Below are 23,347 nucleotides of genomic sequence, written 5' to 3'. Positions count from 1 at the left end.
ATGGGCGTAGAGCCCCGAAAGTAGGCGGAGGCGCTGCGCTGGGCAAGACCATCGTCGTTAACCGGCTGAGTCGATCTTGTTTCCTACCCCTGTGGGTTAGCTTCCGGCGGTTGGGGGCGCCTTCCGGGGTGGGTGGTGCGGGTCATGGGCGAGTGCGGGTGGTCGTGGGCCGGTCGCGCAGTTCCCCGCGCCCCTGACCAGTGGGCCGGAGCCTGGAATGTGAACTTCCCAGAGCGCCACGCAGGCACACATTCGGCCCCGACACCCGGGTCGGCTCACGCCGTGTAGCCTGCGACCCTCAGGGCGTGGACCAGGTCCCAGTGGCGTTGTTGTGAGACGTGGCGGGCCGCTTCCAGGAGGAGGGGGATGAGGCGGGGCGGGTCGGTCTCGACGCTGCGGGCCGCCTCTTCGGGGGTGCGGATGCGGACGTACGCGTCGAGGAGGGCCCGGACCTCGCGGTGGCGGTCCTCCCCGACCAGGCCCAGTACGGCCTTGCCTATTTCCGGGGCGGGGCGTACGACGCCCTGGCGGAGCATCTGGTCGCCGTCCGCGGTGCGTCCCGCCACCGCGAGCGCGTCGGCGGCGGCGACCAGGCGGTCGGCGGGCAGGGAGGCGGCCTCCCAGAGGAGGGTGGCCCAGTCGGCGCCCAGACCCGCGCGGTGGAGCTCGGCGGCGAGGAGCGGGAAGCGGGCGGCGGGCCAGTACGCGGCCTCGACGAGCAGGGCGTGCGCCTCGCCGCTGTGACCCTCGCGCCGCAGCCGGACGAGCCGCTCGACGGTCTGGACGGTGGTCCGGCGCGCCTCGTCGTCCAACGGCTCACGCCGTGCCTTCGGCCGCGCAGGCTCCTCGGCGGCTCCGGCGAAGCGGGCCCCACGCAGCGTGGGCTCCGCGGTGGACGGCACGGGCATGGCCGGTGCGGCGGCCGCGGCGGCGTCCTCGTCCATCATCCCGGCGAACCGGGCGCTGCCGCGCGCACGGCGCTTCGAGCGCTGCTTGGGGGCGCGCGCCTTGACGGGCTCGGGCGCCTCGGGGGCCGCCGCCTCGTCCTCCTGGGCGGCCGTGGGGCGCGGAGAGGCTTCGGGAGCGGGTGCCGCGGCCTGCCAGCCGCTCTCGGCCGCCTGTCTGACGGCCTCCCCGGCGGCCCGGTCGGCGGACGCGTCGCGCCAGAGGTCCGGCCAGTCGTCCTCGTCCGGCGCGGGGCGCTGCGGGCCCCCGCGGCCCGTGGACGGCCCGCCGGCGCTCCTGTCGATGCGGGGCTCCTCGTCCCAGAAGACGTCGGTGCCGATCTCGCCGGGCGGGATGGTCAGTGCTCCCTGCGCCCGGCCGCCGACCGCGCGCTGGTCCAACTCGTCCATGCGGGAGCGCAGTTCGTCGCAACGGGCCGTCGCACGGTCGTGGTCGTCGCGGGCCCAGGCCAGGTCGATGCGGTAGGACTCGGCCTCTTCCGGACCGGTGGCCGTACGCAATGAGCGGCCGAGTTCCGAGAGCCGTTCGGCGGCGTAGCGCTGTTCGCGGAGCATGACGTCGAGGCGGTCGCTGAGAGCGTCGCGGCCACCGGGCCGCCCGTCGTACGCGGCCAGCGACGCGCCGTGCAGTGCCCGCGCCCGGTCGGACTCCTGGGCGGCGGCACGGTCGCCGAACTCCGTGGCGACATCCTGGAGGAGCGCCTGCACGACGTCCCAGGGCGGTACCTCCGTGCCGTCCAGACAGGCCCGCATCCCCTCGGGGTCGCGCTGCCAGAACACGCCGCACCAGCCGCCGCCCTGGTCGAGCCGGGACAGCAGGCCATTGAGATACTGCGCGAACTCCCGCACCTGGCCCGGGAGTTGTTCCACCGCCATTACCTTCACCCCACGCCAGACTGGAGTATTCCGGTTCGATAGAAAACACCGTTCGTGTTACGGAATGGCTACAACGAGTTTTCGACCCGGACGCAGAGTGCGATTACTGACCCGGAACGCGATGTGAGGCACCCTCGACCCGACGGGGCGTCACCCGCGCGTCACGCCGGGGCGAGCGCGCAACTGCCCGCGATCTCGTCCATGGAGAGGCCCAGCACCCGCGCCAGCGCCGCCACCGTGAAGAAGGCGGGGGTCGGCGCGCGGCCGGTCTCGATCTTGCGGAGGGTCTCGGCGGAGATGCCCGCGCTCGCGGCGATCTCCACCATGCTGCGGCCGCCGCGGGCCTCACGCAGCAGCTTGCCGAGCCGCTCGCCGCGTTCGTGCTCTTCGGGGGTCAGCGGGGTTCGCACCATGCGCCCACCCTAATACCGGCGACCGTTATTTGAATAGGAGGGCGGGAGCCACCGCCCGCACCCCGACCGGTATAGTAATTGGCATGGTGGAACTGAAGACGGACACGTCTCTCGACGCGATGTACGAAGCCGGCCAGGTCGTGGCCCGGGCCCTCACGGCGGTGCGGGAGGCCGCCGGCGTGGGCGTCTCGCTCCTGGAGCTGGACGAGGTCGCGCACCAGGTCCTGCGGGACGCGGGCGCGGGCTCCCCCTTCCTCGGCTACCGGCCCTCCTTCGCCCCCGTGCCCTTCCCGGCCGTCATCTGCGCCTCCGTGAACGACGCGATCGTGCACGGCATCCCGACGGGCTACCGGCTGCGCGACGGCGACCTGGTCTCGATCGACTTCGGCGCCGAACTCGGCGGCTGGGTGGGCGACTCGGCAATCAGCTTCGTGGTCGGCACACCGCGCCCCGCCGACCTGCACCTCGTCGAGACCACCGAGCGCGCCCTCGCGGCGGGCATCGAGGCGGCCGTCGTCGGCAACCGCATCGGCGACATCGCGCACGCGATCGGCACGGTGTGCCGCGAGGCGGGGTACGGCATCCCGGACGGCTTCGGCGGCCACGGAATAGGCCGCCGCATGCACGAGGACCCGCCCGTGCCGAACGAGGGGCGGCCCGGCCGCGGCCTGCCCCTCCGGCACGGTATGGCCCTCGCCATCGAGCCGATGCTCATCGCCGGCGGCACCGACGAGTACCACGCCGCCGCCGACGGCTGGACCCTCCGCACGAACGACGGCACCCGAGCGGCCCACACGGAGCACACGGTGGCCATCACAGACGCGGGGCCGCGCATCCTGACGGCCCGCTGACCTCCTGCCGACGCCTCACGAATCCGGCAGCCCGCGGCTTACCGCTCCGGCCGCACCACCATCGCCGAGCCGCCGCCCCGGCGTACGGTCTCGGCCGCCGCCAGCCACTTGCCGTTCGGCAGGCGTTGGACACCGGTCGCCGCGCCGATCTCCGGGTTCTGCCGGAACCCGTGGCCGAGAGCCTCCAGCTGGGCCCTCAACGGGCTGTTCCACAGGCCCGGTTCGAGCTCGGTGGTCGTCTGGTTGCGCTGGCTGGCGCGCGGGGCGGCGATCGCGTCGACGAGCGGGAGGCCCCGGTCGACGAACCCGGTCAGCGTCTGCAGGACCGTCGTGATGATGGTCGCGCCGCCGGGCGAGCCCAGTGCCACCACCGGCTTGGCGTGGGCGTCGAGGACGATCGTCGGCGAGATCGACGAGCGCGGACGCTTGCCAGGACCCGGCAGGTTCGGGTCGTGCACGGCCGGGCTCGCCGGTGCGAAGGAGAAGTCCGTCAGCTCGTTGTTGAGGATGAAGCCCCGGTCGGGGACGGTGATCCCGCTGCCGCCGGTCTGCTCGATGGTGAGGGTGTAGGCGACGACGTTGCCCCACTTGTCGGCCGCCGTCAGATGGGTCGTGTTCTCGCCCTCGTACGTCGTCGGCGCGGCCGTGCCACCGGCCGCGCACGCCGCCGGATCGCGCGGGTCGCCGGGCGCCAGCGGGCTCGTCAGCACCGCGTCGTCCTTGATGAGGCACTCGCGCGAGTCGGCGTACTTCTGCGAGAGGAGTTCCTTCGTCGGTACGTCCTCGAAGGCCGGGTCGCCGACCCAGCGCCCCCGGTCCGCGAAGGCGATCCGGCTCGCCTCGATGTAGCGGTGCAGGTACTGGACGTCCGTGGCCTTCGAAAGGTCGGTGTTCTCAAGGATGTTGAGAGCCTCACCGACCGTGGTGCCACCGGAGGACGAGGGCGCGATCGAGTAGACGCCCAGTCCGCGGTACGAGGTCTTCGTGGGCGCCTGCCGCTTCGCCTCGTACTTCGCCAGGTCCTTCAGGGACAGCTCGCCGGGGCGCGCGTTGTAGCCCGAACCCGGGTCCACCGGCGGCTTGTTCACCGTGTCGACGATGTCCTTGGCCAGCTTGCCGCGATAGAGCGCGCCCACGCCCTTGCGACCCAACTCCTCGTACGTACGGGCCAGATCGGGGTTCTTGAACGTCGAGCCGACCACCGGCAGCGAGCCGCCCGGCAGGAACAGCTCGGCCGTGTCGGGGAAGTTCCGGAACCGCGCCTCGTTGGACTGGGTCTGCGAGCGGAACGTGGCGTCGACGGTGAACCCGTCGCGCGCGAGCCGCTCCGCGGGCTTCAGTAGCGATCCGAGCCGCTTGCTGCCCCAGCTGTCCAGCGCCTTCTGCCAGGTGGCCGGCGTCCCGGGCGTGCCCACGCCCAGTCCGCTGGTCACCGCGTCGGCGAACGGGATCGGCTGGCCGTTCTCCAGGAAGAGCCCCGAGTCGGCCGTCAGGGGCGCCGTCTCACGGCCGTCGATCGTCCGCACCGTACGGGACTTGGCGTCGTAGTAGACGAAATAGCCGCCCCCGCCGATGCCCGACGAGTACGGCTCGGTGACGCCGAGCGCGGCCGCCGTGGCGACGGCCGCGTCCACCGCGTTGCCGCCCTTGCGGAGGATCTCGATCCCGGCGGCCGAGGCGTCCGCGTCCACGCTCGCGACGGCCCCGCCGTACCCGACCGCGACCGGCACCTTCTCGGCCGGACCCGAGCCCCCGGAAGACCCTGAGGAGGGCGGCGCCGCCCCCACCGACATCACCGCGGCCGAAACCGCCACCACAGCCAGACTCCGCGCGCCCGAGCGCCGCATCCGTACCTCCAGTAGACGACCGTCTGCGCAGCGTAACTTCCTCGGCATGGCCGCGTCAGGTCCCTCTCGAACACCGGTGCAGGTGCCCGCTAGCATGCGCGCCCATGAATGACGACGTGCGCAACATCGTCCTCGGCGTGGTCGCCGCCGGCCTCAGCGCCGCGCTGGGCTGGCTCGCCCGTACGTACCTGTGGAAGCGCAAGCTGCGCCGCAAGCAGGCCTTCTTCGGCCTGCCCGACAATTCCGAGTCGCTCCTGGTGGTCAACCGCGAGGCCGGCGGCCCGGAACTCTCGGTGATGCGCCATGACGTCTTCGCGCTGCTCGAACTCTCCGCACTCATCAAGGACTGCGGCGCCCACGCCCAGGTCATCGCGCACGACGCGGCCCAGCAGGGCTTCGGGGAGCGCACGGAGTTCTGCGTGGGCGGGCCGTCGTCGAACCGGCGCATGGCCGCGCATCTGCACTCGTTGTTGCCGGGCATCCGCGTCAACGTCGACCCCGAACCGGGTCCGGACCGCGGCGCGTTCCAGATAGGCAGCGAGCGCTACCGGCTGGAGCCCGGCAAGGGCGAGTACGTGATCCTCGCCCGGCTCACGGCGGGCAACACGGCACGGCCCGTCTTCCTCTTCTGCGGCCAGCGCGCGATCACCAACCAGGCCGCCACCCGCTATGTCGCGCGCAACCACGAACGGCTGGCCCGCAAACACGGCAACAACTCCTTCGTGATCCTCCTGAAGGTCGTGAACTCCCAGGCGTACGGGCCGGATGTCGTCGAGCTCGTCGCGGACGTCACTCGCGCCTCACAGACCCCACTACCTGCGGTTCCCGCACGGAGCAGCCACCGCGCCTCCTAGGTTCCAACACATTTCAACAATCGTTACTCGTGCGTAACTTACCGACGGGTTACTTGCGGTAAGGCAACGAGGTTACCGTCGGGTCACTTTGGCACTTACACGTGTGAGGAGTGACCTGTGGGAAACCCGCGCAAGGCCCTGCGGACCACCGCCGTAGGCGCCGTCTCGGCGACCCTGATCGCCGGCACGGCTCTCGGGCTCGCCCCCGCCGCACAGGCGGCGCCCGCCGCTGTCCGGTTCGTGGACATCACCGGGGACGGCGGGACCGTCCTCAAGGCCAATGTCGTCACGCCCGCGAACGCCGACGCCTCCCGCGCCTACCCGCTCATCGTGCTGCCCACGAGCTGGGGCCTGCCCCAGGTCGAGTACCTCGCCCAGGCCCAGAAACTCGCCGACTCCGGCTATGTCGTGGTCAGTTACAACGTCCGCGGCTTCTGGCAGTCGGGCGGAGAGATAGAAGTGGCGGGTCCACCCGACATAGCCGACGCCTCCAAGGTCATCGACTGGGCCCTCGCCAACACCCCGTCCGACGCCCGGAACATCGGCATGGCGGGCGTCTCGTACGGCGCCGGCATCAGCCTCCTCGCCGCCGCGCACGACAAGCGCGTCAAGGCCGTCGCGTCCCTCAGCGGCTGGGCCGACCTCATCGACTCGATCTACTCGGGCCGCACCCAGCACTCCCAGGCCGCCGCCCTGCTCAACGGCGCGGGGCAGATCACGGGCCGCCCCAGCGCCGAACTCCAGCAGATCTTCAAGGACTTCTTCGCATCCAATCTCGACAAGGAGCAGGAGCTGATCGCCTGGGGGAAGAAACGTTCCCCCTCGACCTACGTCGACCAGCTCAACAAGAACGGCGCGGCGATCCTGCTCGCCAACGGCTGGGGCGACACGATCTTCCCGCCCAACCAGTACGCCGAGTTCTACGAGCGGTTGACCGGCCCCAAGCGGCTGGAGTACCGGCCGGGCGACCACGCCACCGCCGAGATGACCGGCCTGTTCGGGCTCCCGAACGACGTGTGGACGGACACGAGCCGCTGGTTCGACCACTACCTCAAGGGCGTGGACAACGGCATCGACCGCGAGCAGCCGGTCCGGCTCAAGTCCCGTTCCACGGGCGGCTACGAGGGCTATCCGGACTGGAAGTCGGTCGGCGCGACGCGCAAGAAGATCGCCCTCACGGGCTCCACCACGATCCGCGCGAACGTCAACTCGGGCGCGGACGGCGGGATCATCTTCCTCTCCAGCATCCTCGACCAGCTCGCCCAGCTGCCGCCGGTGGCGTCGATCCCGCTGCTGCCGCGCCGGTACGCCGCGGTCTGGCAGTCGGAGAAGTTCGCGAGCGCCCAACGGGTGCGCGGCACCACGAAATTGCACACAACCCTCACGAGCACCAAGGAGAGCGGCACCCTCGTCGCGTACCTCTACGACGTGGGCCCGCTCGGCCTCGGCAAGCTGGTCAGCAACGCGCCGTACACCTTCCACGGGCAGACGCCCGGCAAGCCGTTCGGCGTCGACCTGGAGTTGTTCTCCACGGCCTACGACGTCCCGGCAGGGCATCGACTCGCCCTGGTGGTCGACACGGTCGACCCGCTCTACATCGAGCACAACCCGACCGGCGCGCAGCTGACCTTCTCCTCGCCCGCGGCCGACCAGTCGTACGTGTCGGTACCGCTGCGCGAGCAGTGATCTCCGGCTGCTGCCGGGCGGGCCATTGCCCCTCGCTACCGCGTGCCCGGCAGCAGCGTCCCTGGTTCGGCCGGGGTGGTGTCCACGGCCTCTGTCCCCATCACCACGGCAGTGAACGGCATATCGTAGTCGAGGTTCGGCGCGGTCGGCCCGTCGGCCCGGAGGGACTTCGCACCGGATCCGGCCGCCGGAATCAACTCCGTTGCCTGGACGTGGAGTTGGGACGGGAACGAGAGTGGTGGCGGGAATGTGATCATGATCTCGCTCCCCCGCTCAGTGCTTGAGGATCTTTGAGAGGAAGTCCTTGGCGCGGTCGCTGCGCGGGTTGGTGAAGAACTCCTCGGGGGTGCGGTCCTCGACGATACGGCCGTCGGACATGAAGACGACGCGGTTCGCGGCCGAACGGGCGAAGCCCATCTCGTGGGTGACGACCACCATGGTCATGCCGTCGCGCGCGAGTTGCTGCATGACCTCCAGGACCTCGTTGATCATCTCCGGGTCGAGTGCCGAGGTCGGCTCGTCGAAGAGGAGAGCCTTGGGGTCCATGGCAAGGGCGCGGGCGATGGCCACGCGCTGCTGCTGGCCGCCGGAGAGCTGGGCAGGGTACTTCGGCGCCTGCGAGACGAGGCCCACACGGTCGAGGAGTTCGAGCGAGCGCTTGTCGGCCTCCTGCTTCTTGCGGCCACGGACCTTGATCTGACCGAGCGAGACGTTCTGCAGGACCGTCTTGTGCGCGAAGAGGTTGAACGCCTGGAAGACCATCCCGACCTCGGCGCGGAGTGTCGCGAGGTCCTTGCCCTCCTCCGGCAGCAGCTTCCCGTCGAGCCTGATCTCCCCGGAACGGATCGTCTCCAGCCTGTTGATGGCCCTGCACAGAGTCGACTTACCCGACCCCGAAGGGCCGATGACCACGACCACCTCCCCCTTGCCGACGGTGAGGTTGATGTCCTGTAGGACATGCAGCTCCCCGAAGTACTTGTTGACGTCACGCAGCTCGATCAACGGATCGACGGCCATCCTCAGCCCTACCCACTCTCAGCTGTGTCGCGATTCCCGCAAGCTATCCACACAAGAGTGGAGTCAGTGCCCGACACGCACTTTTCGGGCATTAGCCGTATTTAAGGCGGCAGCCAGGGCCAGAACCTTACGCTTCCGCGACCTCGGCGTACAGCTGCGAGAGTTCGGGGGCGCCGCTGGCCGCCCATTCGTGACCGATCGCGACCACGTCGAACTCACGGCCGGAGGCAAGTTGTACGACCGGCTGGCCGTCCGGCCAGATCTCCCAGCGGGCGCCGGGGACCGTGCGCACGATGACCGTGCCGAGGTAGAGGCCGGCGTCGTTGCCCAGCCAGGGCAGGCTCTCCTCGTCGTCGCGCCAGCGCGGCACGAGTTGGTCCAGTGCCTCCAACGAGGCCGCGGAGTCGTCGAGTTCGACCCCCGCCTGATGTGCCTGCGAGCGCAGCAGTTCGCACTCGGAGAGCAGTTCGGCCACCCCCTCGCGGTCGCTCTCACTGTCGGAGAAGACCGCGACTCCTCCGGCAGGGCCCCGCCTCTTGCGCCAGTTGCCCAGGAAAGGGATGTTCATACACCCAGCCTGTCATCTCTGTCGCCCGGCGCACCACAGGGCACGCGGAACACCTGTTCCCAGGGAGTTCGCGCCGAGTTCGCGCCCGGATCATTGACGAGTCCCTGCCGCCTCCTTAGCTTCACGGTGCACCTGTCACCTCGTCCGTGAACCGTGCCCGAACGGTTCGTGAGCCGTTGGTCCGTGAGTCGTAAGTGGGAGGAGTCGGTGTGCGCCGACGTGTCTGGGGTACGGCCGTCGTTCTCGCTCTGCTCTCGGCGGCGGTGACGGTTCCCGCGACAACCGCCACGGCGGAGTCGTCCGCGGTGTCCGAGGCGTCCGCGTTGCCCTCAGCGGCCGCCCAAAAGCGGCCGCTGCCGCTGGAGCGGCTCTTCGACAACACCGCCGTCAGTGACGACGCGCGGCCCGCGGAGGCGGACTTCGACGGCTCGGGCCGCTCCCTGTCGGCGCAGGACCTGACCGCCGCGGGCTGGACGCCCGGACGCTCGCTGACGGTCCAGGGCGCCCGGCTGGCCTGGCCCCGCCGGGCCGCGGGCGAGCCCGACAACGTACGCGCCGACGGCCAGTCCGTACGGGTCGGCGGCCGCGGTGACGCGCTCGCCTTCCTCGTCGCGGGCACAGGCGGTGGCCGCGGAGACGCAGGGGCGCGTCGGTGCCGGGACCACGAGCGCGCGGAGGCCCGAAGGGTTGAGCACGGTCGTGGTCCCGGCACCGACTGGAGCGCCCCGGAGGCGGAGCAATGTGCCGCCGCGAGCGGTACGGGCGTGGTGCGGTATGCGAACGGCTCGCGCTCCTCGTACCGGCTGACCGCGTCCGACTGGCGCGGCGGCCCGCTCGCCACCAAGGCCGTGGCGCTGCCGCACATCAACACGCCTGGCGGTCAACTCGCCGAGAAGGCACGGTTGTACGTCGTGACCGTGCCGCTCGTCCAGGGGCGCGAGGTGGCCTCGGTGGAGCTGCCGCGCAACCCCGACCTTCATGTGTTCGCGCTCTCGGTGCGCGCCGACTCCCGTGGCTGGACCGGGAGTTGGGCCGCGTCGACGTCCGGCTACACGGCGGTCGGGCCGTGGACGGACCGGACGCTGCGGCTCGTGGTGCACACCTCGGCGGGCGGGCCGCGGGTACGGATCAGGCTCGACAACACCTTCGCCGCCTCGCCCGTACGGATCGGCGGCGCGACGGTGGCCGTGCAGGCGTCCGGCGCGAGGCCTCGTGGCGCGCCCGTGCCGTTGTCGTTCGGTGGCGCGGCCGGCACCGAAATCCCGGCGGGAGCACAGGCGTTCAGCGATCCGCTGGCCTTCGACGTGCCCGCGGACGCCAATCTGCTCGTGAGCTTCCATCTGCCCGGGATGGTGACGGCGGCTCCCGTGCACAGCCTGGCCGTCCAGACCTCGTACGTCAGCACGCCGGGCGACCATGCCGGGGACGGTGCCCCGGACGCGTACACCTCGACGATCACCAACTGGCCGCTGCTGACCGGTGTCGACGTGGGCGGCGGGCCCGGGTCCGTCGTGCTGCTCGGCGACTCCATCACGGACGGCGAGAAGTCGACGCGGGACACGAACCGGCGCTGGCCCGATGTGCTCGCCGCGCGGTTGCGGAACCAGAGTGTGGTCCCGCGCTATGGGGTCCTGAACCATGGGATCTCGGCGAACCGTGTGGTGAGCGACCGCTACACGGGTGATGGGGTCTCCACGGACACTGGCGGTGTGAGCGCACTGCATCGCCTGGACCGGGACGTCCTCGCCCAGACGTCGGCGCGTACCGTCGTCGTCTTCCAGGGGGTCAACGACGTCCGCTGGGGCGCGAGCGCGGAGCAGGTCGTGGCCGGGCTGCGGGAGATCGCTGATCGGGCGCGCGGGCGGGGGCTGCGGGTGTTGGCCGCGACGATCGCGCCCTGTGAGGGGGAGGCTCGGTGTACGGCTGTGGTTGACGCCCAGCGGGTTGCCGTGAACCGGTGGATCCGGTCGTCCGGGGCCGTATTCGACGGTGTGCTCGACTTCGATGCGGTGTTGCGGGACCCGGAGCGGCCCGCGCGGATTCTCCCCGCTTATGACAGCGGGGATCATCTGCATCCGGGGGATGCGGGGTTGGCTGCGCTCGCGGAGTCTGTGGACCTGAAGTTGCTGTAGGTGCCGGGCGCTTCGCTGCAGGTCGTAGCTGAGTGCGGGCCGTCTGTGGCTGATCGCGCAGTTCCCCGCGCCCCTTAGGGGCGCTCGGCTGCGGGTCCGTTGTGGCTGGGCGCGCAGTTCCCCGCGCCCCATAAGGGGCTAGACGTCCAGGTCGACTACCACCGGGGCGTGGTCCGAGGCGCCCTTGCCCTTGCGTTCCTCTCGGTCTACGTAGGAGTCGGTTACGGCCTTGGCGAAGGGCTCGTTGCCGTAGACGAGGTCGATGCGCATGCCGCGGTTCTTGGGGAAGGCGAGCTGGCGGTAGTCCCAGTACGTGTACGGGTGGTCGTACTTGAGGGGGCGCGGGACGACGTCCGAGAGGCCGGCCTCGCGCAGGGAGGCGAGGGCGGCGCGCTCGGCCGGGGTGACGTGGGTGAGGCCCTCGAAGGCGGCCACGTCGAAGACGTCGTCGTCCGTCGGTGCCACGTTGTAGTCGCCCAGCACCGCGAACGGGCGGCTGCCGGTCGCGTCGCCCGCGACCGCCGCCTTCAGGGCCTCGAACCACTGGAGCTTGTACGCGTAGTGGGCGTGGTCCACCTCGCGGCCGTTCGGCACGTAGACCGACCAGACGCGGACCGGGCCGCAGGTCGCGGAGACCGCCCGGGGCTCCTCGGCGCCGTCGTAGCCGGGGTCGCCGGGCAGGCCCTTGACGACGTCTTCGAGGCCCACACGGGAGATCACCGCCACGCCGTTCCACCGGCCGGTCGCGTGGACCGCCGCCTCGTAGCCCAGCTCCCGCAGCTCGGTGACCGGGAACTTCTCGGCAGCGACCTTGGCCTCCTGGAGGCACAGCACGTCCGTGCCGCTGCTCTCCAGCCAGGCCAGCAGCCTCGGGAGACGAGCGGTGATCGAGTTCACGTTCCAGGTCGCGATACGCATGCCACACAACCTACCGGGCCCCTCTGACACTCAGAGGTCGGCGGTCTCCCCCGGTGCCAGCCGCAGGTGCTCGGAGCCGCCCAGGGCGCCGATCTGGCGGTCGTAGATGGGGCGTGCGAGGTCGGTCAGCAGGGCGTCGTGGATGTCGTACGCGCGCTGCGGCTTGACCTCGCGGACATAATCGATGACCTCGGAGATCTTGCTCCAGGGGGCCATGACGGGGAGCATCAGCGTCTCGACCGGCTGGTCGGGGACGGTGAGGGCGTCGCCGGGGTGGAAGACGCGACCGCCGTCGACGAGGTAGCCGACGTTCGTGATGCGCGGGATGTCCGGATGGATCACGGCGTGGAGTTCGCCGTGGACCCGTACGTCGAAGCCCGCGGCGGTGAACGTGTCGCCGTGGCCGACGGTGTGGACGCGGCCCGGGAACGCGGCCGAGAGCTGGTCGGCGACGGACCTCAGGGTCCAGATCTCCGCGCCCGGGTTGGCCTCGAGGCCTGCGCGCAGGTGGCCCTCGCTGAAGTGGTCGGGGTGCTCGTGCGTGACGAGGATCGCGTCCACGCCGACCGCGGCGTCCTCCTCGCTGAAGACGCCGGGATCGATGACGAGCGTGCGGCCGTCCTTCTCCAGGCGGACGCAGGCGTGCGACTTCTTGGTGAGCTTCATGCTTCCCATCCTGCCTCCGGGCGGGTGCGCGGACTCACTTCAGGGGGCGTGCTCCCGGAATCTCACACCTGCTTCTCATCCCCGGTCGTCCCCAGCTCCAGCTTCCTGGCCGCCCGTTCCTCGTACCCGCTCCTCGTGCTCACTCCTGGGGTGTGGTCTCCTCGCGGATGACCTGCTGGGCCACCTTGAAGGCGCTGTTCGCGGCCGGTACACCGCAGTAGACGGCCGCCTGGAGGAGCACCTCCTTGATCTCGACCGGGGTGAGGCCGTTACGGAGGGCGGCCCGGGTGTGGAAAGCCAGTTCGTCGAGGTGGCCGCCCGCGACCAGGGCGGTGAGCGTGACGCAGCTGCGCGAGCGCCGGTCGAGGCCGGGCCGGTCCCAGATCTCGCCCCAGGCGTAGCGGGTGATGAACTCCTGGAAGTCCCCGGAGAACTCGTCGGCCTGGGCCAGCGCGCGGTCCACGTGCGCGTCCCCGAGTACCTCCCGGCGGACCTTGATGCCCGCGTCGTACGGGTCGGGTCTGCCCAGGACCGCCTCGGGCTGTACGGCCGGGGCGATCTCGGCGACGGGCGACATCTGCTGCGGCGCGGCCACGACCGGGCTCGCCTGCGGCACCACGACCGCCATCTGCCCGGTGGACGAGTCGTAGGCGGGCTGCTGCCAGGCGGTGGAGAAGTGCCGTACGAGAAGGTCCGTGACCGCGGCGGGCTGTTCCACGGGGACCAGGTGCGAGGCACCGGGTACGACGGCGAGGCGGGCGTCCGGTATGCCGGCGACCAGGGTGCGGGCCTCGGCGGGGCCGGTGACCTGGTCGTCGGAGCCGACCAGGACGAGTGTCGGCACCCCGATCCGGCCCAGCTCGGCGTGGATGTCGAACGAGGCGAGTGCCTCGCACGCGGCGATGTAGCAGCCCGGGTCCGTGGTGCGCACCATCTGCACGGCCCACTCGGTGATCGCGGGCTGCGCCGCGGCGAAGCCCTGCGTGAACCAGCGCTCCGGGGACGTCCGGGCGATCGGGTCCAGGCCGTTCGACCGTACGATCACGCCGCGCTGCCGGAACTCGTCAGCCGTGCCGAAGCGCGGTGAGGCCGCGATCAGCGTGAGCGAGGCGAGGCGCTCCGGGTGGCGCAGCGCCAGCTCGGCTCCGATGGCACCGCCGAGCGCGCAGCCCGCGTACCCGAACCGCTGGACGCCGAGTCCGTCGAGCGTGACGAGCAGCCGCTCGGCCAGCTCGGTGACGGAACCGGCCGGGTAGGCGGGCGCGCCGCCGTGGCCCGGCAGGTCGAAGCGGAAGACCCGCCATTGCTTGGCCAGCTCCGGGACCTGCCGGTCCCACATGTGCCAGGTCGTACCGAGCGAGGGACCGAGGATGAGCACGGGGGCGTCTTCCGGGCCGTCGAAGCGGTACTGGAGGGCTGGGGACTTCATCTCACTCACCGCTCCACGCTAACTTCCGCACCTGTGGTCGCGGAAACGAGCCCGATTTGTCCACGCGGCCTGCACGGAGCCACCACATGTCTCAGGGCGGGCCGGAGGGCAGGTCAGCGGAGTGTTACGGCCCTCCGGGGTCCAGGAAAAAAGTTGGGGGCGCGCGAACGGTTTCGCGCTCACAGGTCGGTCGGGGAGCCGAGGCCCGTGAGAGCGCCGACCGGGTCGAGGTCGGGGGTACCCCTGGGCCACCAGTCGTCGTGGCCCGGTTCCGACTCGTACGCGTACCAGAGGCCGTCGTGGCCCAGCCGGAGCTGTATGTGGCCGCGGGGGTGGGTGAGGTGGTTGTGCCAGGGGCGGAAGGCGGGGAAGTCGGCGGCCAGGAGGAGCGGGCGGGCCCGGTCGAAACGGCCGGCCGGCGGGTCCCAGGGTTCTTCGAGGACGGCGAGCCCTTCCAGTCCGCCCTGCCGCCAGGCCGCGACCGCCCGCGCCAGGTCCGCCGGGGTGCGTCCGGCCGCGGTGGCCAGGGACGCGTACAGGGCGCGGGTCGTGGCGGTGAGGCCGGAGCCGGGGCGGGTGGCCGCGAGGCGGACGGCGTCCTGCCAGAGGGTCAGCTCCGCCACGGGGTCGCGGCCCGTCGTGAGCAGCGCGTGCGCGCGGGCCGCCGCGTCGGTGGCCAACTGGTCCAGTGCGAACGGGTCCGGGCCGCCCGGTGACGCCGGGTAGGCCGGGGGCTGCTCGGGGTGCGCGGGCGGCGGCAGCGGGGCCGGGAGCGGCGGCAGTGTGCGGGGGGCGAGGGCGTCGGTGGCTCGTACGCCGGGAAGTGCGGGTTCCCGCTCGGCGCGGGCCGAGCGGGCCGCCAGGGTCGCGCTGCGGCGGGACAGCGCGTCCAGCAGCTCGCGTTCGCCCCGGCCGCGCGACAGGAGGAGCACGAAGGGGTCTTCGTCCAGCAGCCGTGCCGTCTGGTAGCAGAGCGCGGCCGCGTGTTTGCAGGGGTGGCCGGAGTCGGGGCAACTGCAATGCGGCACCAGGTCGCCGGGGCCCGGGAGCAGGCCCACTCCGCTGTCGGCGAGTGACTGCGGCAGGTCCTTGTCGAGCAACGCAGCGATGTGCCCCGGCCGTTCGGCCGCGGCGTCCAGGAACCGCTCCCAGTCGTCGTCCGAGAGGGTGCGCATCCGGATCTGCACGCGGTACGGCCGCGGTCGGCTGCCGTGCACGTAGGCGAGTACGAGCCCGGGCGTGACGGTGATGGCGTCCACGTGCCCCGCCCGCGCGTACGCCTTCCCCCGCCCGAGCCGCGCCGCGTCCAACGCCATCTCCTCCAGCGCGGCCACCCACGCGTTCCCCCACCATGTCTCGGCGAATCCGTCCGTGCCCTGCGGCCGCGCGGGCGGTGCGGGGAGCGCTGGGAAGGTCCGCCGCAGCTCGCCGTCACGGCCTGGGGCGGCCATGGAGCGCGGGGGCGCTGCGATGGGGAGTTGGGCGGGGGTGGCGGGCGTATCGGAGTGGGGGGCTGGGGTGGAGGTGGGGGTGACACCGGGGTGGGGTGCGAGTGCGGATGTGGGGGTGGTGCTGGGGTCGGGATCGGGATCGGGATCGGGATCGGCGTGAGGGTCGCGGGCCGCCCTGGCCATGGCGGCTCGCACGGTGTCGGCGATGGAACCGCCGCCGGGTGCTGCTGCCGCGTGGGAGGTGGGGGTGGGGGTGGGTGCGGGTGCTGGCGCGGGTCCGCGCTGGGGCTCGGGCCTCGGCTCCCGCCCCAGTCCCGGATTCGGCTCCGGCTGCGGCGCCAGCTCGGGTCCGGTGGACGGGTGCTGGTCGGCGACCGAGGCTTGGGCCGTGTTGGGCGCCGCGGTGGCGGTATCCGTGTCCATGGGCCCTGTGACGTCCGGGGACGGCCGGCCGGCGGGCCGGCCCACAGGCCGGTCTTCGGGGGCGGGACCCTCCGATGGAGGGGTGCTGCACGGCGCGGCGTCGGGTCGAGCCGGTCGGTCTTCGGACTCCTCCCTCTCCAGCCGGGCCGTCAGGTCGAAGGCATCGCCCAACCGGTCGGCCAGCTCCCGGACCTGTGCCGCGGCGCGGCGGTTCGCCATGGTCGGACGGGGCGTGGGAGTGCCGGACTCGGCCACTCCGCGCCGCTTCCGGCGCTCGACTCCCTTGTCCCGGGCGGCAGTTCGCTCCCGTTCCGCCTGAATCCTCGCGGCACGCAACGCCTCGCGGGCCACATCACCGGGACGCGGAGGTCCGGAAGCCGCGTCGGATCGCCCAGGCACCGACGGCTCGACGTCCGACCCGGAACCCTCGCCGCCACCGACGTCCGGCGCCCCACGCGCGTCCGATGCCCCATGCGCGTCCGGCGTCCCTTGCAGATTCGAGGGCCAGGGCCACTGAGTGTCCGGCTCCTCCTGCGCGCCTGGCGTCTCCTGCGCGCCTGACATCCCCTGCGAGCCTGGCGCGTCCTGCCTGGCCTGCCTGCCCTGCCTGTCCTGCGCGCCTGACACACCCTGCCTGCCCTGCGCCCCCTGCGACTCCTCCACTCGCGGGGCAACAGCGCCACCCGCGCGACCGGCCGCAGCCGTGCGCCGCAGCGCCTCGCGTGCCTTGTCACCTGGCCGGGGCCCCGGCGACACGGTCCCCTGGGCGGCTCCCGTCGCCCTTCCGGGCTCCGCCGGACGCGCGTCCGCCTTCGTGGGGTGCCCCTCCCCCGCGCCGGCCGCCGGCCCTCCGCCATCTCCCCGCCGCGCCGCCCGCAGGGCACGCCGAGCGGCGTCGGCGGGCCGGGCCTCACCAACCGGTGCTTCACCGGCCGAGGGCGCCCCACCGGCCGGAGACGCCCCGGTGCCGGGCGAGCCCTCCTGCGCCGGCTGATCCGGCTGGTCCCGCTGGTCCGGCAGGTCCCGCTGATCCCTCTGTTCCGGCTGTTCCGGCTGTTCCGGCTGTTCCGGCTGTTCCGGCTGTTCCGGCTGATCAGGCCTCTCCGACCAGTCGGGCCGATCCGTCGAAGACGTCACGTCGACCTCCTCAGCGAGACCAGGTCGGACAGCTCGCGGTCGGTCAGTTCCGTCAGGGACGCCTCGCCGGAGCCGAGGATCGCGTCGGCCAGGGCCCGCTTGGAGGCGAGCATCTCGGCGATGCGGTCCTCGACGGTGCCCTCGGTGATGAGGCGGTGCACCTGGACGGGCTGGGTCTGGCCGATGCGATAGGCGCGGTCGGTGGCCTGCTCCTCCACGGCGGGGTTCCACCAGCGGTCGAAGTGGACGACATGCCCCGCGCGCGTGAGGTTCAGGCCTGTGCCGGCCGCCCTGAGGGAGAGGACCAGGACCGGCGTCGCCCCGCTCTGGAATCGGTCCACCATGTGCTCGCGCTCGGCCACCGGCGTACCCCCGTGAAGGAGTTCGACGGGGACCGCGCGGGCCGCGAGGTGGTGGGTGATCAGCTTGGCCATCCCCACGTACTGCGTGAAGACGAGCGCCGAGCCGTCCTCGGCGAGCAGCGTGTCCAACAGCTCGTCCAGGAGGGCGAGTTTGCCGGAGCGGGCGGCCTGGCGGGCGGCCCCTCCTGCGCCGCTGCCGAGGTGCTCACCGGTGTCCTCCTTCAGATACAGCGCGGGGTGGTCGCAGATCTGCTTGAGCGCGGTGAGGAGCTTGAGGACCAGTCCGCGCCGGGCGATGCCGTCGGTGGTCTCGATCGCCAGCATCGATTCTCGGACCACGGCCTCGTACAAGGAGGCCTGTTCGCGGGTGAGGGGGACGGGGTGGTCCGTCTCCGTCTTGGGCGGCAGCTCGGGGACGATGCCGGGGTCGGACTTCTTGCGGCGGAGCAGAAAGGGCCGGATCAGCCGGGCGAGGCGGGTCACGGCCTCCTCGTCCTCGCCGTTCTCCACCGCGCGCGCGTGCCGGGCCCGGAAGGACTTCAGCGGGCCGAGCAGCCCCGGGGTCGTCCAGTCGAGCAGGGCCCACAGTTCGGAGAGGTTGTTCTCCACGGGGGTGCCGCTGAGGGCGACCCTGGCCGGCGCGCCGATCGTCCGCAGGGCCTTGGCCGTCGCCGAGTACGGGTTCTTGACGTGCTGGGCCTCGTCCGCGACGACCATGCCCCACTTCTGGCGGGAGAGCTGCGGTGCCGTCGACCGCATCGTCCCGTACGTGGTGAGGACGAACCCGTTGTCCATGTCCTCGATGGAGCGGCCCGGCCCGTGATAGCGGCGCACGGGCACGCCCGGGGCGAACCGCTCGATCTCCCGCTGCCAGTTGCCGAGCAGCGAGGCGGGGCAGACGACGAGGGTCGGTTCGGTGCGCGCCCGCTTCAGGTGCAGCGCGATGAGGGTGACGGTCTTGCCGAGGCCCATGTCGTCGGCGAGGCAGCCGCCGAGGCCGAGGGAGGTCATGAGGTCGAGCCAGGCCAGTCCGCGGAGTTGGTAGTCCCGGAGGGTGGCCTTGAGGGCGGGCGGCGGTTCGGCGGGGCGCAGTCCTGCCGTGAGGCGGTCGCGCAGGGCTGCCAGCGCGCCGACCGGCACCGCCTCGACCGTCTCGCCGTCGACCTCAGCGGTGCCGGTGAGCGCCACGGAGAGGGCGTCCACCGGGTCGAGCAGACCCAGTTCGCGCTTGCGCGCCTTGCGGACGAGGGCCGGGTCGACGAGCACCCACTGGTCCCGCAGCCGCACGACGGGGCGGTGTGCCTCGGCGAGCGCGTCCATCTCGGCCTCGGAGAGCGGGTCGCCGCCGAGCGCCAACTGCCAGCGGAACTGGAGCAGTTCCTCGCTCTCGAAGAAGCCCGTGCCGTCCGTGGCCGAGCCCGGCGCGGGACGGACGACCGCCGCCACGCTCAGGTCCTGGGCGAGGTCGCGGGGCCAGTGCACGGCGACCCCGGCCGCGCCGAGGCGGGTCGCGGCGACGCCGAGCAGGTCCGACAACTCGTCATCGGACAGCGCCAGTACGTCCGGCACATCCTGTGCGGACAGCCGGTCCAGGGGCGGCCAGACTCGGGCCGCGCGGCGCACGGCCAGAGCCGCGTCGACACGGGCACGCGGCCCGAACGCCGTGTCGGCGGCGCCCGCCCACAGGGCCGCGGCGTCGACGACGAGGGTGGGGTCGGCGAGGCTGTGCACCTGGACGACGGCGGCGCCCGCGCGCCGCGCGCCCTCGCTGTCGTCGAAGAGGTCGTACGCGGACAGGTCCAGGCGCAGCGAGATCCGCACCCCCGCGTCCATGCCCGCGGCGACCTCCGCCGCCCAGTCCTGGGCGCCCGGCAGCCGCTGGGGCCCGGCGGCGGCGAAGGGTTTCCCGGTGGCGTACGGCGCGGCGGCGGTGCGGGGCAGTGCGTCGGCGACCGCGTCCACGAAGGCGCGCATCAGCGCTTCCCGGTCGGGCAGCTGGAGCGGGCCTCGGCCCGGCAGGGGCACGGCGTGTCCCTCGTACGGAAGGGAGGCGGCCACCGCCCTCAGGTGGGCGATGTCGTCCGGGTCCAGCGGGCCGGCCCGCCAAGCGTCGAATCCGTCGGGTGTGAGGCCGGGCAGCAGCCGCCCGCGCGCGACGAGGCGCAGGGCGTGCAGTGCGGCGGCGCCCCAGCAGGCCGTGGCGGGGTGTGCCGCCGGGTCCCGCCGGGCGCGCACCAGCAGCGGCAGTGCCTCGACGACCGGCAACGTCAGCGCGGGCACCGACCCCCTTCGGACACCCGCACCGTGCCTCCGTACGACCGTGAGCTCGGTGTCCGGGCCGAGGAGTGGTGCGTCCTCGTCCGGGGCCCAGAAGGCGATCCGGCCGTCGCGCGGCAGGGCGGCGGGCAGGAAGACGGCGGCCAGCCGCGCGGACACCTCGGGCTCGGTGCCGACAGCGGCACGCGTCTGAACCACGCTCATGCTCCCGGCCACCTCCCTCGCCCCGGTCCGACTCGACGACCCGCCCTGGTCGGATCACTCGTCTTCGACTCTACGGGCCGGGTCTGACAGTGCGGCCCGGCGGCGGAGCGGGGCGGGTCAGGGTGTGGTTCTGGAGACCACGTAGACCATGGGATGGCCGGGCTTCGCCCAGTCCACGACGATGTCCTGGGTGGGCGCCGGGTTCTTCTGGGCGTGGGTCAGACCCGACCACGGGCCGGGGCCGGTGAACTCCCAGCCGACGACCCGCCGGTCGCGGGCGCCGATGGCGACGTCGTTCTTCTTCAGGGCGGCACGGCTGGTGCCGATGGTCTTGAGGAACTTGTCGAGGCCCTCGTCGCTGGTCAGGAACTGGACGTAGAGACGGCTGGTCTTCCAGTTGTTCGTCTCGTAGTACGCGACCTCGGCCGAGGACCCCGGGATGGGGATCCGGTAGAGGCGGCGCTGGACGCGTGAGGGCCAGCCCGGGGTGAGACCGGTCGCCGAGTACTTCTCCTCCTTGTCCTTGCCGCTGTCGCGGCTCTGGTTGGCGGAGATCACCAGGTAGCCGGCCGGGACACCGATGAGCAGCCCGATGATCAGCAGGGTCAGCGCACGGCGGCGGATCATGTGGCCGCGGTCCTCGGGCGGCCGCGGTGGCTCGTCCGGCGGCGAGGCCTGGCGGGGTAGAGAGGCCGTCACAGCGAGTCCTGTGCGGAACGGCGGGACTCCGCGTACCGCTCGTACCGCTCGTAGCGCTCCACCCGGCGCCGGTTGGCGCGACGGAAGCGGCGCGCGACGAGCCGGGCGAGGTCCGCGGCGCCGACCATGCCGGCCTCGGGGCCGAGCTGGGCGCGGGCGATCCGGGCCTCGGGGCGGTAGCCACGGCCGGTCAGGTGGCGTCGGAAGGCGTCGCGGGCCGGGCCGATCAGCAGGTCGTCGGCCGCGCTGACGCCGCCGCCGATGACGAAGCAGGAGGGGTCGAGGGCCGCCGCGAGGTTCGCGATGCCGACGCCGAGCCACTGGCCGATGTCCTGGAGCAGCTCGATGCACATGGCGTCGCCCTCGCGGGCCAGCTCGGTGATCATCGGGCCGGTGATCTCGGAGATGTCGCCCTTGACGTGCTCGATGATCCCGTACGCCACCGGGGAGTCGGCGGCGGCGAGCTCGCGGGCCTCGCGGACCAGCGCGTTGCCGGAGCTGTACTGCTCCCAGCAGCCGCGGTTGCCGCAGGGGCAGCGGTGGCCGCCGGGCACGACCTGCATGTGGCCGAACTCGCCGGCGACGCCGAACTTGCCGCGCTTGACCTGGCCGTCCTCCAGGATCGCGCCGCCGATTCCGGTGCCCAGTGTGATCATGACGAGGTGGTCCTCGCCGCGTCCGGCACCGAAGCGCCACTCGGCCCAGGCGGCGGTGTTGGCGTCGTTGTCCACCAGGACGGGCACCGCGAGGCGGCCCGAGATGCGGTCCCTCAAGGGCTCGTTGCGCCACGACAGGTGGGGCGCGAACAGGACGCGGTTGCGGTCCGCGTCGACCCAGCCGGCCGCGCCGATGCCGACCGCGTGCACGTCGTGCCGGTCGGAGAGGTCCAGGACCAGCTCGACGATGGTGTCCTCGACGACCCGGGGGCTCTTGGACTTGTCGGGGGTCTCCGTGCGGACCTTCTCCAGGATGTTGCCGTCCGCGTCGACGACTCCCGCCATCACCTTCGTACCGCCGATGTCGATGCCGACGGTCGGAACGCGCGGCGCCGTCAGGTGTGAACGGCGCTCGCGTGTGCCCACGGTGCGCAGGACGGTGGCCCGGCGGGAGCCGATGGGGGCGCCCGCGGCTCTGGCGGAGCCGAGCGCCTTGGGGAGTGCGAGGTCGCGGTAGGTGCTCATCGCGCCGATTCTGCCGCACGTGGGGGTTTGGCTGCACGGCGGCGTCCCTCGCCGCGCTTGGAGCGGCCCTGTAAGGCTGCCCGTCGTCCGCTGTCCGCGGGACCGCTGTGGCTGGTCGCGCCCACGCGGCGGAGCCACGCATCGACACAGCCCCGCGCCCCTGAAGGTGGCGCCCTGGTGTGCGGGGTTCTCCAGCTCGTGGCGCAGGTCGTCCGGCTCCGTGCCGCCCGCCACGCACTGGCGCTCGGTCGCCGTCACCCGAGTGGGTGATCATCGCGAAGATCCAGCGGGGCGTGCCCACCGCTGCCCCGCCACCGCGATGCCGACTCAGATCCGAAACCGTGCCACGAAGTCGTGCCCTTCTCGAATCCGATACATGGAGATACCAAGTATCGGACCCAGCGATCACCCATTCGGACGGCGGATACCGCGCGAGCACATCACGGCGACCCGGGCGTGCCTGCGGCGCACGTCGAGTCGTACGAGGTCAGGGGCGTATGCGGTCGGGGGAGTATGCGGTCAGAGATCCACGCCTTGAGGGATCCACACACTCAGGGGCGTACGAGCAGCTGGAACTCGAAGGAGTAGCGCGAGGCGCGGTACGTATGGGTGCCGAACTCGACGGCTCGGCCCGTGTCGTCGAAAGTGGTGCGCTGCATGGTGAGCAGCGGGGCCCCCTCGGGCTCGCCGAGGCGCTCGGCCTCCACGACCGTGGCGGCGCGGGCGCCGACGGACTGGCGGGCGCTGTGCAGGGTGATGCCCGCGGCGCGCATCAGCCGGTACAGACCGGTGGCCTCCAGCTGCGAGCTGTCCAGGTCGAGGAGACCCGGCGGCATGAAGTTGCAGAGGTACGCCATCGGCTCGCCGTGAGCCAGGCGCAGCCGCTCCACCCTGTGCACGTCGCTGCCCTCGGCCACCGAGAGGGCGGCGGCGACCTCGGCCGACGCCGGGACGACGGTGTTGACGAGGACATGGGTCGCCGGGCGCTGACCGGCCGCCTCCAGGTCGTCGTAGAGGCTGCTCAGTTCCAGTGGCCGCTTGACCTGGCTGTGCACGACCTGGGTGCCGACGCCTCGACGGCGTACGAGGAGGCCCTTGTCCACCAGCGACTGGATGGCCTGGCGGACCGTGGGCCGGGACAGGCCGAGACGCCCGGCGAGCTCGATCTCGTTGCCCAGCAGGCTGCCCGGAGTCAGGGCGCCGTGCTCGATCGCGGCTTCGAGCTGCTGGGCGAGCTGGAAGTACAGCGGCACCGGGCTGTTCCGGTCGACGCTGAGCTGGAGCGGCACGGTCGGGTCCACGTCTGGTTTGGGCACGGGGCCGAGCGTAGCTCCGGGGGGTGATGACGGGAAGTTGTGAAGTTCGATTGTCCGGACAAAGCGTTGACAGGG

18 protein-coding genes are annotated in these 23,347 nt (G+C 72.1%); 4 read left to right on the top strand and 14 right to left on the bottom strand.

All coding sequences use genetic code 11. The features are described from left to right. Positions 1 to 275: 275 nt before the first annotated feature. Entirely contained in the window at positions 276 to 1,841 is a 1,566-nt protein-coding gene (locus tag ACIBEI_RS45545) for a hypothetical protein (protein WP_398897045.1), read from the bottom strand. Between the two features lie 161 nt (positions 1,842 to 2,002). Further along, positions 2,003 to 2,254, bottom strand: coding sequence for a helix-turn-helix domain-containing protein (locus ACIBEI_RS45540; RefSeq protein WP_143641016.1), 252 nt, complete (start codon positions 2,252 to 2,254; stop codon positions 2,003 to 2,005). A gap of 83 nt (positions 2,255 to 2,337) precedes the next feature. On the opposite strand from ACIBEI_RS45540, the gene map reads away from it, so the two are divergent. After that, on the top strand, positions 2,338 to 3,105 hold the full coding sequence (gene map / locus ACIBEI_RS45535) for a type I methionyl aminopeptidase (RefSeq protein ID WP_398897043.1): 768 nt from the start codon (positions 2,338 to 2,340) through the stop codon (positions 3,103 to 3,105). Positions 3,106 to 3,143: 38 nt separating this feature from the next. Here the strand turns inward: map and ggt are convergent, their stop codons facing one another. Continuing rightward, positions 3,144 to 4,952, bottom strand: a complete 1,809-nt coding sequence (gene ggt / locus ACIBEI_RS45530; RefSeq protein ID WP_398897042.1) for a gamma-glutamyltransferase — start codon at positions 4,950 to 4,952, stop codon at positions 3,144 to 3,146. Between the two features lie 104 nt (positions 4,953 to 5,056). Here ggt and ACIBEI_RS45525 point away from each other — a divergent pair, with 104 nt between their 5' ends. Then, entirely contained in the window at positions 5,057 to 5,806 is a 750-nt protein-coding gene (locus ACIBEI_RS45525; protein ID WP_398897039.1) for a hypothetical protein, read from the top strand. A 117-nt stretch (positions 5,807 to 5,923) separates the two neighbouring features. Then, positions 5,924 to 7,492 (top strand): alpha/beta fold hydrolase, encoded by a 1,569-nt coding sequence (locus tag ACIBEI_RS45520; RefSeq protein ID WP_398897038.1) that lies wholly within the window; start codon positions 5,924 to 5,926, stop codon positions 7,490 to 7,492. Between the two features lie 35 nt (positions 7,493 to 7,527). On the opposite strand, the gene ACIBEI_RS45515 is transcribed toward ACIBEI_RS45520, so the two are convergent. From ACIBEI_RS45515 to ACIBEI_RS45505, 3 genes are all read right to left on the bottom strand, one after another. Beyond that, a complete protein-coding gene (locus ACIBEI_RS45515) occupies positions 7,528 to 7,749 on the bottom strand; it encodes a hypothetical protein (protein ID WP_398897036.1) in 222 nt (73 codons plus the stop codon). A gap of 16 nt (positions 7,750 to 7,765) precedes the next feature. Further along, entirely contained in the window at positions 7,766 to 8,509 is a 744-nt protein-coding gene (locus ACIBEI_RS45510; RefSeq protein ID WP_398897034.1) for an amino acid ABC transporter ATP-binding protein, read from the bottom strand. A 127-nt stretch (positions 8,510 to 8,636) separates the two neighbouring features. Continuing rightward, the gene (locus ACIBEI_RS45505) at positions 8,637 to 9,077 is read right to left on the bottom strand and encodes a DUF6278 family protein (protein WP_398897033.1); all 441 of its coding nucleotides are present in this window, start codon (positions 9,075 to 9,077) and stop codon (positions 8,637 to 8,639) included. A gap of 209 nt (positions 9,078 to 9,286) precedes the next feature. Here ACIBEI_RS45505 and ACIBEI_RS45500 point away from each other — a divergent pair, with 209 nt between their 5' ends. After that, the gene (locus ACIBEI_RS45500) at positions 9,287 to 11,209 is read left to right on the top strand and encodes a GDSL-type esterase/lipase family protein (protein WP_398897032.1); all 1,923 of its coding nucleotides are present in this window, start codon (positions 9,287 to 9,289) and stop codon (positions 11,207 to 11,209) included. 138 nt (positions 11,210 to 11,347) lie between these two features. Here the strand turns inward: ACIBEI_RS45500 and ACIBEI_RS45495 are convergent, their stop codons facing one another. The 8 genes from ACIBEI_RS45495 to ACIBEI_RS45460 form a co-directional block, all read right to left on the bottom strand. Next, entirely contained in the window at positions 11,348 to 12,127 is a 780-nt protein-coding gene (locus tag ACIBEI_RS45495; RefSeq protein ID WP_398897031.1) for an exodeoxyribonuclease III, read from the bottom strand. 30 nt (positions 12,128 to 12,157) lie between these two features. Next, entirely contained in the window at positions 12,158 to 12,793 is a 636-nt protein-coding gene (locus ACIBEI_RS45490; protein ID WP_398897030.1) for an MBL fold metallo-hydrolase, read from the bottom strand. 139 nt (positions 12,794 to 12,932) lie between these two features. Then, positions 12,933 to 14,222, bottom strand: coding sequence for a 4-carboxymuconolactone decarboxylase (gene pcaC / locus ACIBEI_RS45485; RefSeq protein ID WP_362084752.1), 1,290 nt, complete (start codon positions 14,220 to 14,222; stop codon positions 12,933 to 12,935). 179 nt (positions 14,223 to 14,401) lie between these two features. Next, entirely contained in the window at positions 14,402 to 16,315 is a 1,914-nt protein-coding gene (locus tag ACIBEI_RS45480; protein ID WP_398897029.1) for an SWIM zinc finger family protein, read from the bottom strand. Positions 16,316 to 17,229: 914 nt separating this feature from the next. Next, positions 17,230 to 20,076: a DEAD/DEAH box helicase gene (locus ACIBEI_RS45475; RefSeq protein ID WP_398897028.1), complete on the bottom strand. Its 2,847-nt coding sequence runs from the start codon at positions 20,074 to 20,076 to the stop codon at positions 17,230 to 17,232. Positions 20,077 to 20,193: 117 nt separating this feature from the next. Beyond that, complete coding sequence (locus tag ACIBEI_RS45470) at positions 20,194 to 20,775, bottom strand: sugar kinase (RefSeq protein ID WP_398897026.1); 582 nt, start codon at positions 20,773 to 20,775, stop codon at positions 20,194 to 20,196. Then, positions 20,772 to 21,956 (bottom strand): ROK family glucokinase, encoded by a 1,185-nt coding sequence (locus ACIBEI_RS45465; protein ID WP_398897024.1) that lies wholly within the window; start codon positions 21,954 to 21,956, stop codon positions 20,772 to 20,774. Before ACIBEI_RS45465 ends, ACIBEI_RS45470 begins: the two co-directional genes overlap by 4 nt. A 551-nt stretch (positions 21,957 to 22,507) precedes the next feature. After that, positions 22,508 to 23,245, bottom strand: a complete 738-nt coding sequence (locus ACIBEI_RS45460; RefSeq protein ID WP_269653477.1) for a GntR family transcriptional regulator — start codon at positions 23,243 to 23,245, stop codon at positions 22,508 to 22,510. Positions 23,246 to 23,347: the final 102 nt, after the last annotated feature.

The organism is Streptomyces sp. NPDC050988 (assembly GCF_044456225.1).
Taxonomy (GTDB): domain Bacteria; phylum Actinomycetota; class Actinomycetes; order Streptomycetales; family Streptomycetaceae; genus Streptomyces.
The sequence above is the reverse complement of the archived record's forward strand: the minus strand, read 5'-3'. Positions and strand labels throughout refer to the sequence as shown.

Excerpts from the sequence above, each read along its gene's own strand:
- ACIBEI_RS45540 (WP_143641016.1), bottom strand. The coding sequence starts at position 2,254 with ATGGTGCGAACCCCGCTGACCCCCGAAGAGCACGAACGCGGCGAGCGG.
- ACIBEI_RS45525 (WP_398897039.1), top strand. The coding sequence starts at position 5,057 with ATGAATGACGACGTGCGCAACATCGTCCTCGGCGTGGTCGCCGCCGGC.
- ACIBEI_RS45495 (WP_398897031.1), bottom strand. The coding sequence starts at position 12,127 with ATGCGTATCGCGACCTGGAACGTGAACTCGATCACCGCTCGTCTCCCG.
- ACIBEI_RS45515 (WP_398897036.1), bottom strand. The coding sequence starts at position 7,749 with ATGATCACATTCCCGCCACCACTCTCGTTCCCGTCCCAACTCCACGTC.
- pcaC (WP_362084752.1), bottom strand. The coding sequence starts at position 14,222 with ATGAAGTCCCCAGCCCTCCAGTACCGCTTCGACGGCCCGGAAGACGCC.
- ACIBEI_RS45480 (WP_398897029.1), bottom strand. The coding sequence starts at position 16,315 with ATGGCGAACCGCCGCGCCGCGGCACAGGTCCGGGAGCTGGCCGACCGG.
- map (WP_398897043.1), top strand. The coding sequence starts at position 2,338 with ATGGTGGAACTGAAGACGGACACGTCTCTCGACGCGATGTACGAAGCC.
- ACIBEI_RS45490 (WP_398897030.1), bottom strand. The coding sequence starts at position 12,793 with ATGAAGCTCACCAAGAAGTCGCACGCCTGCGTCCGCCTGGAGAAGGAC.
- ACIBEI_RS45465 (WP_398897024.1), bottom strand. The coding sequence starts at position 21,956 with ATGAGCACCTACCGCGACCTCGCACTCCCCAAGGCGCTCGGCTCCGCC.
- ACIBEI_RS45505 (WP_398897033.1), bottom strand. The coding sequence starts at position 9,077 with ATGAACATCCCTTTCCTGGGCAACTGGCGCAAGAGGCGGGGCCCTGCC.
- ACIBEI_RS45475 (WP_398897028.1), bottom strand. The coding sequence starts at position 20,076 with ATGAGCGTGGTTCAGACGCGTGCCGCTGTCGGCACCGAGCCCGAGGTG.
- ACIBEI_RS45545 (WP_398897045.1), bottom strand. The coding sequence starts at position 1,841 with ATGGCGGTGGAACAACTCCCGGGCCAGGTGCGGGAGTTCGCGCAGTAT.
- ggt (WP_398897042.1), bottom strand. The coding sequence starts at position 4,952 with ATGCGGCGCTCGGGCGCGCGGAGTCTGGCTGTGGTGGCGGTTTCGGCC.
- ACIBEI_RS45510 (WP_398897034.1), bottom strand. The coding sequence starts at position 8,509 with ATGGCCGTCGATCCGTTGATCGAGCTGCGTGACGTCAACAAGTACTTC.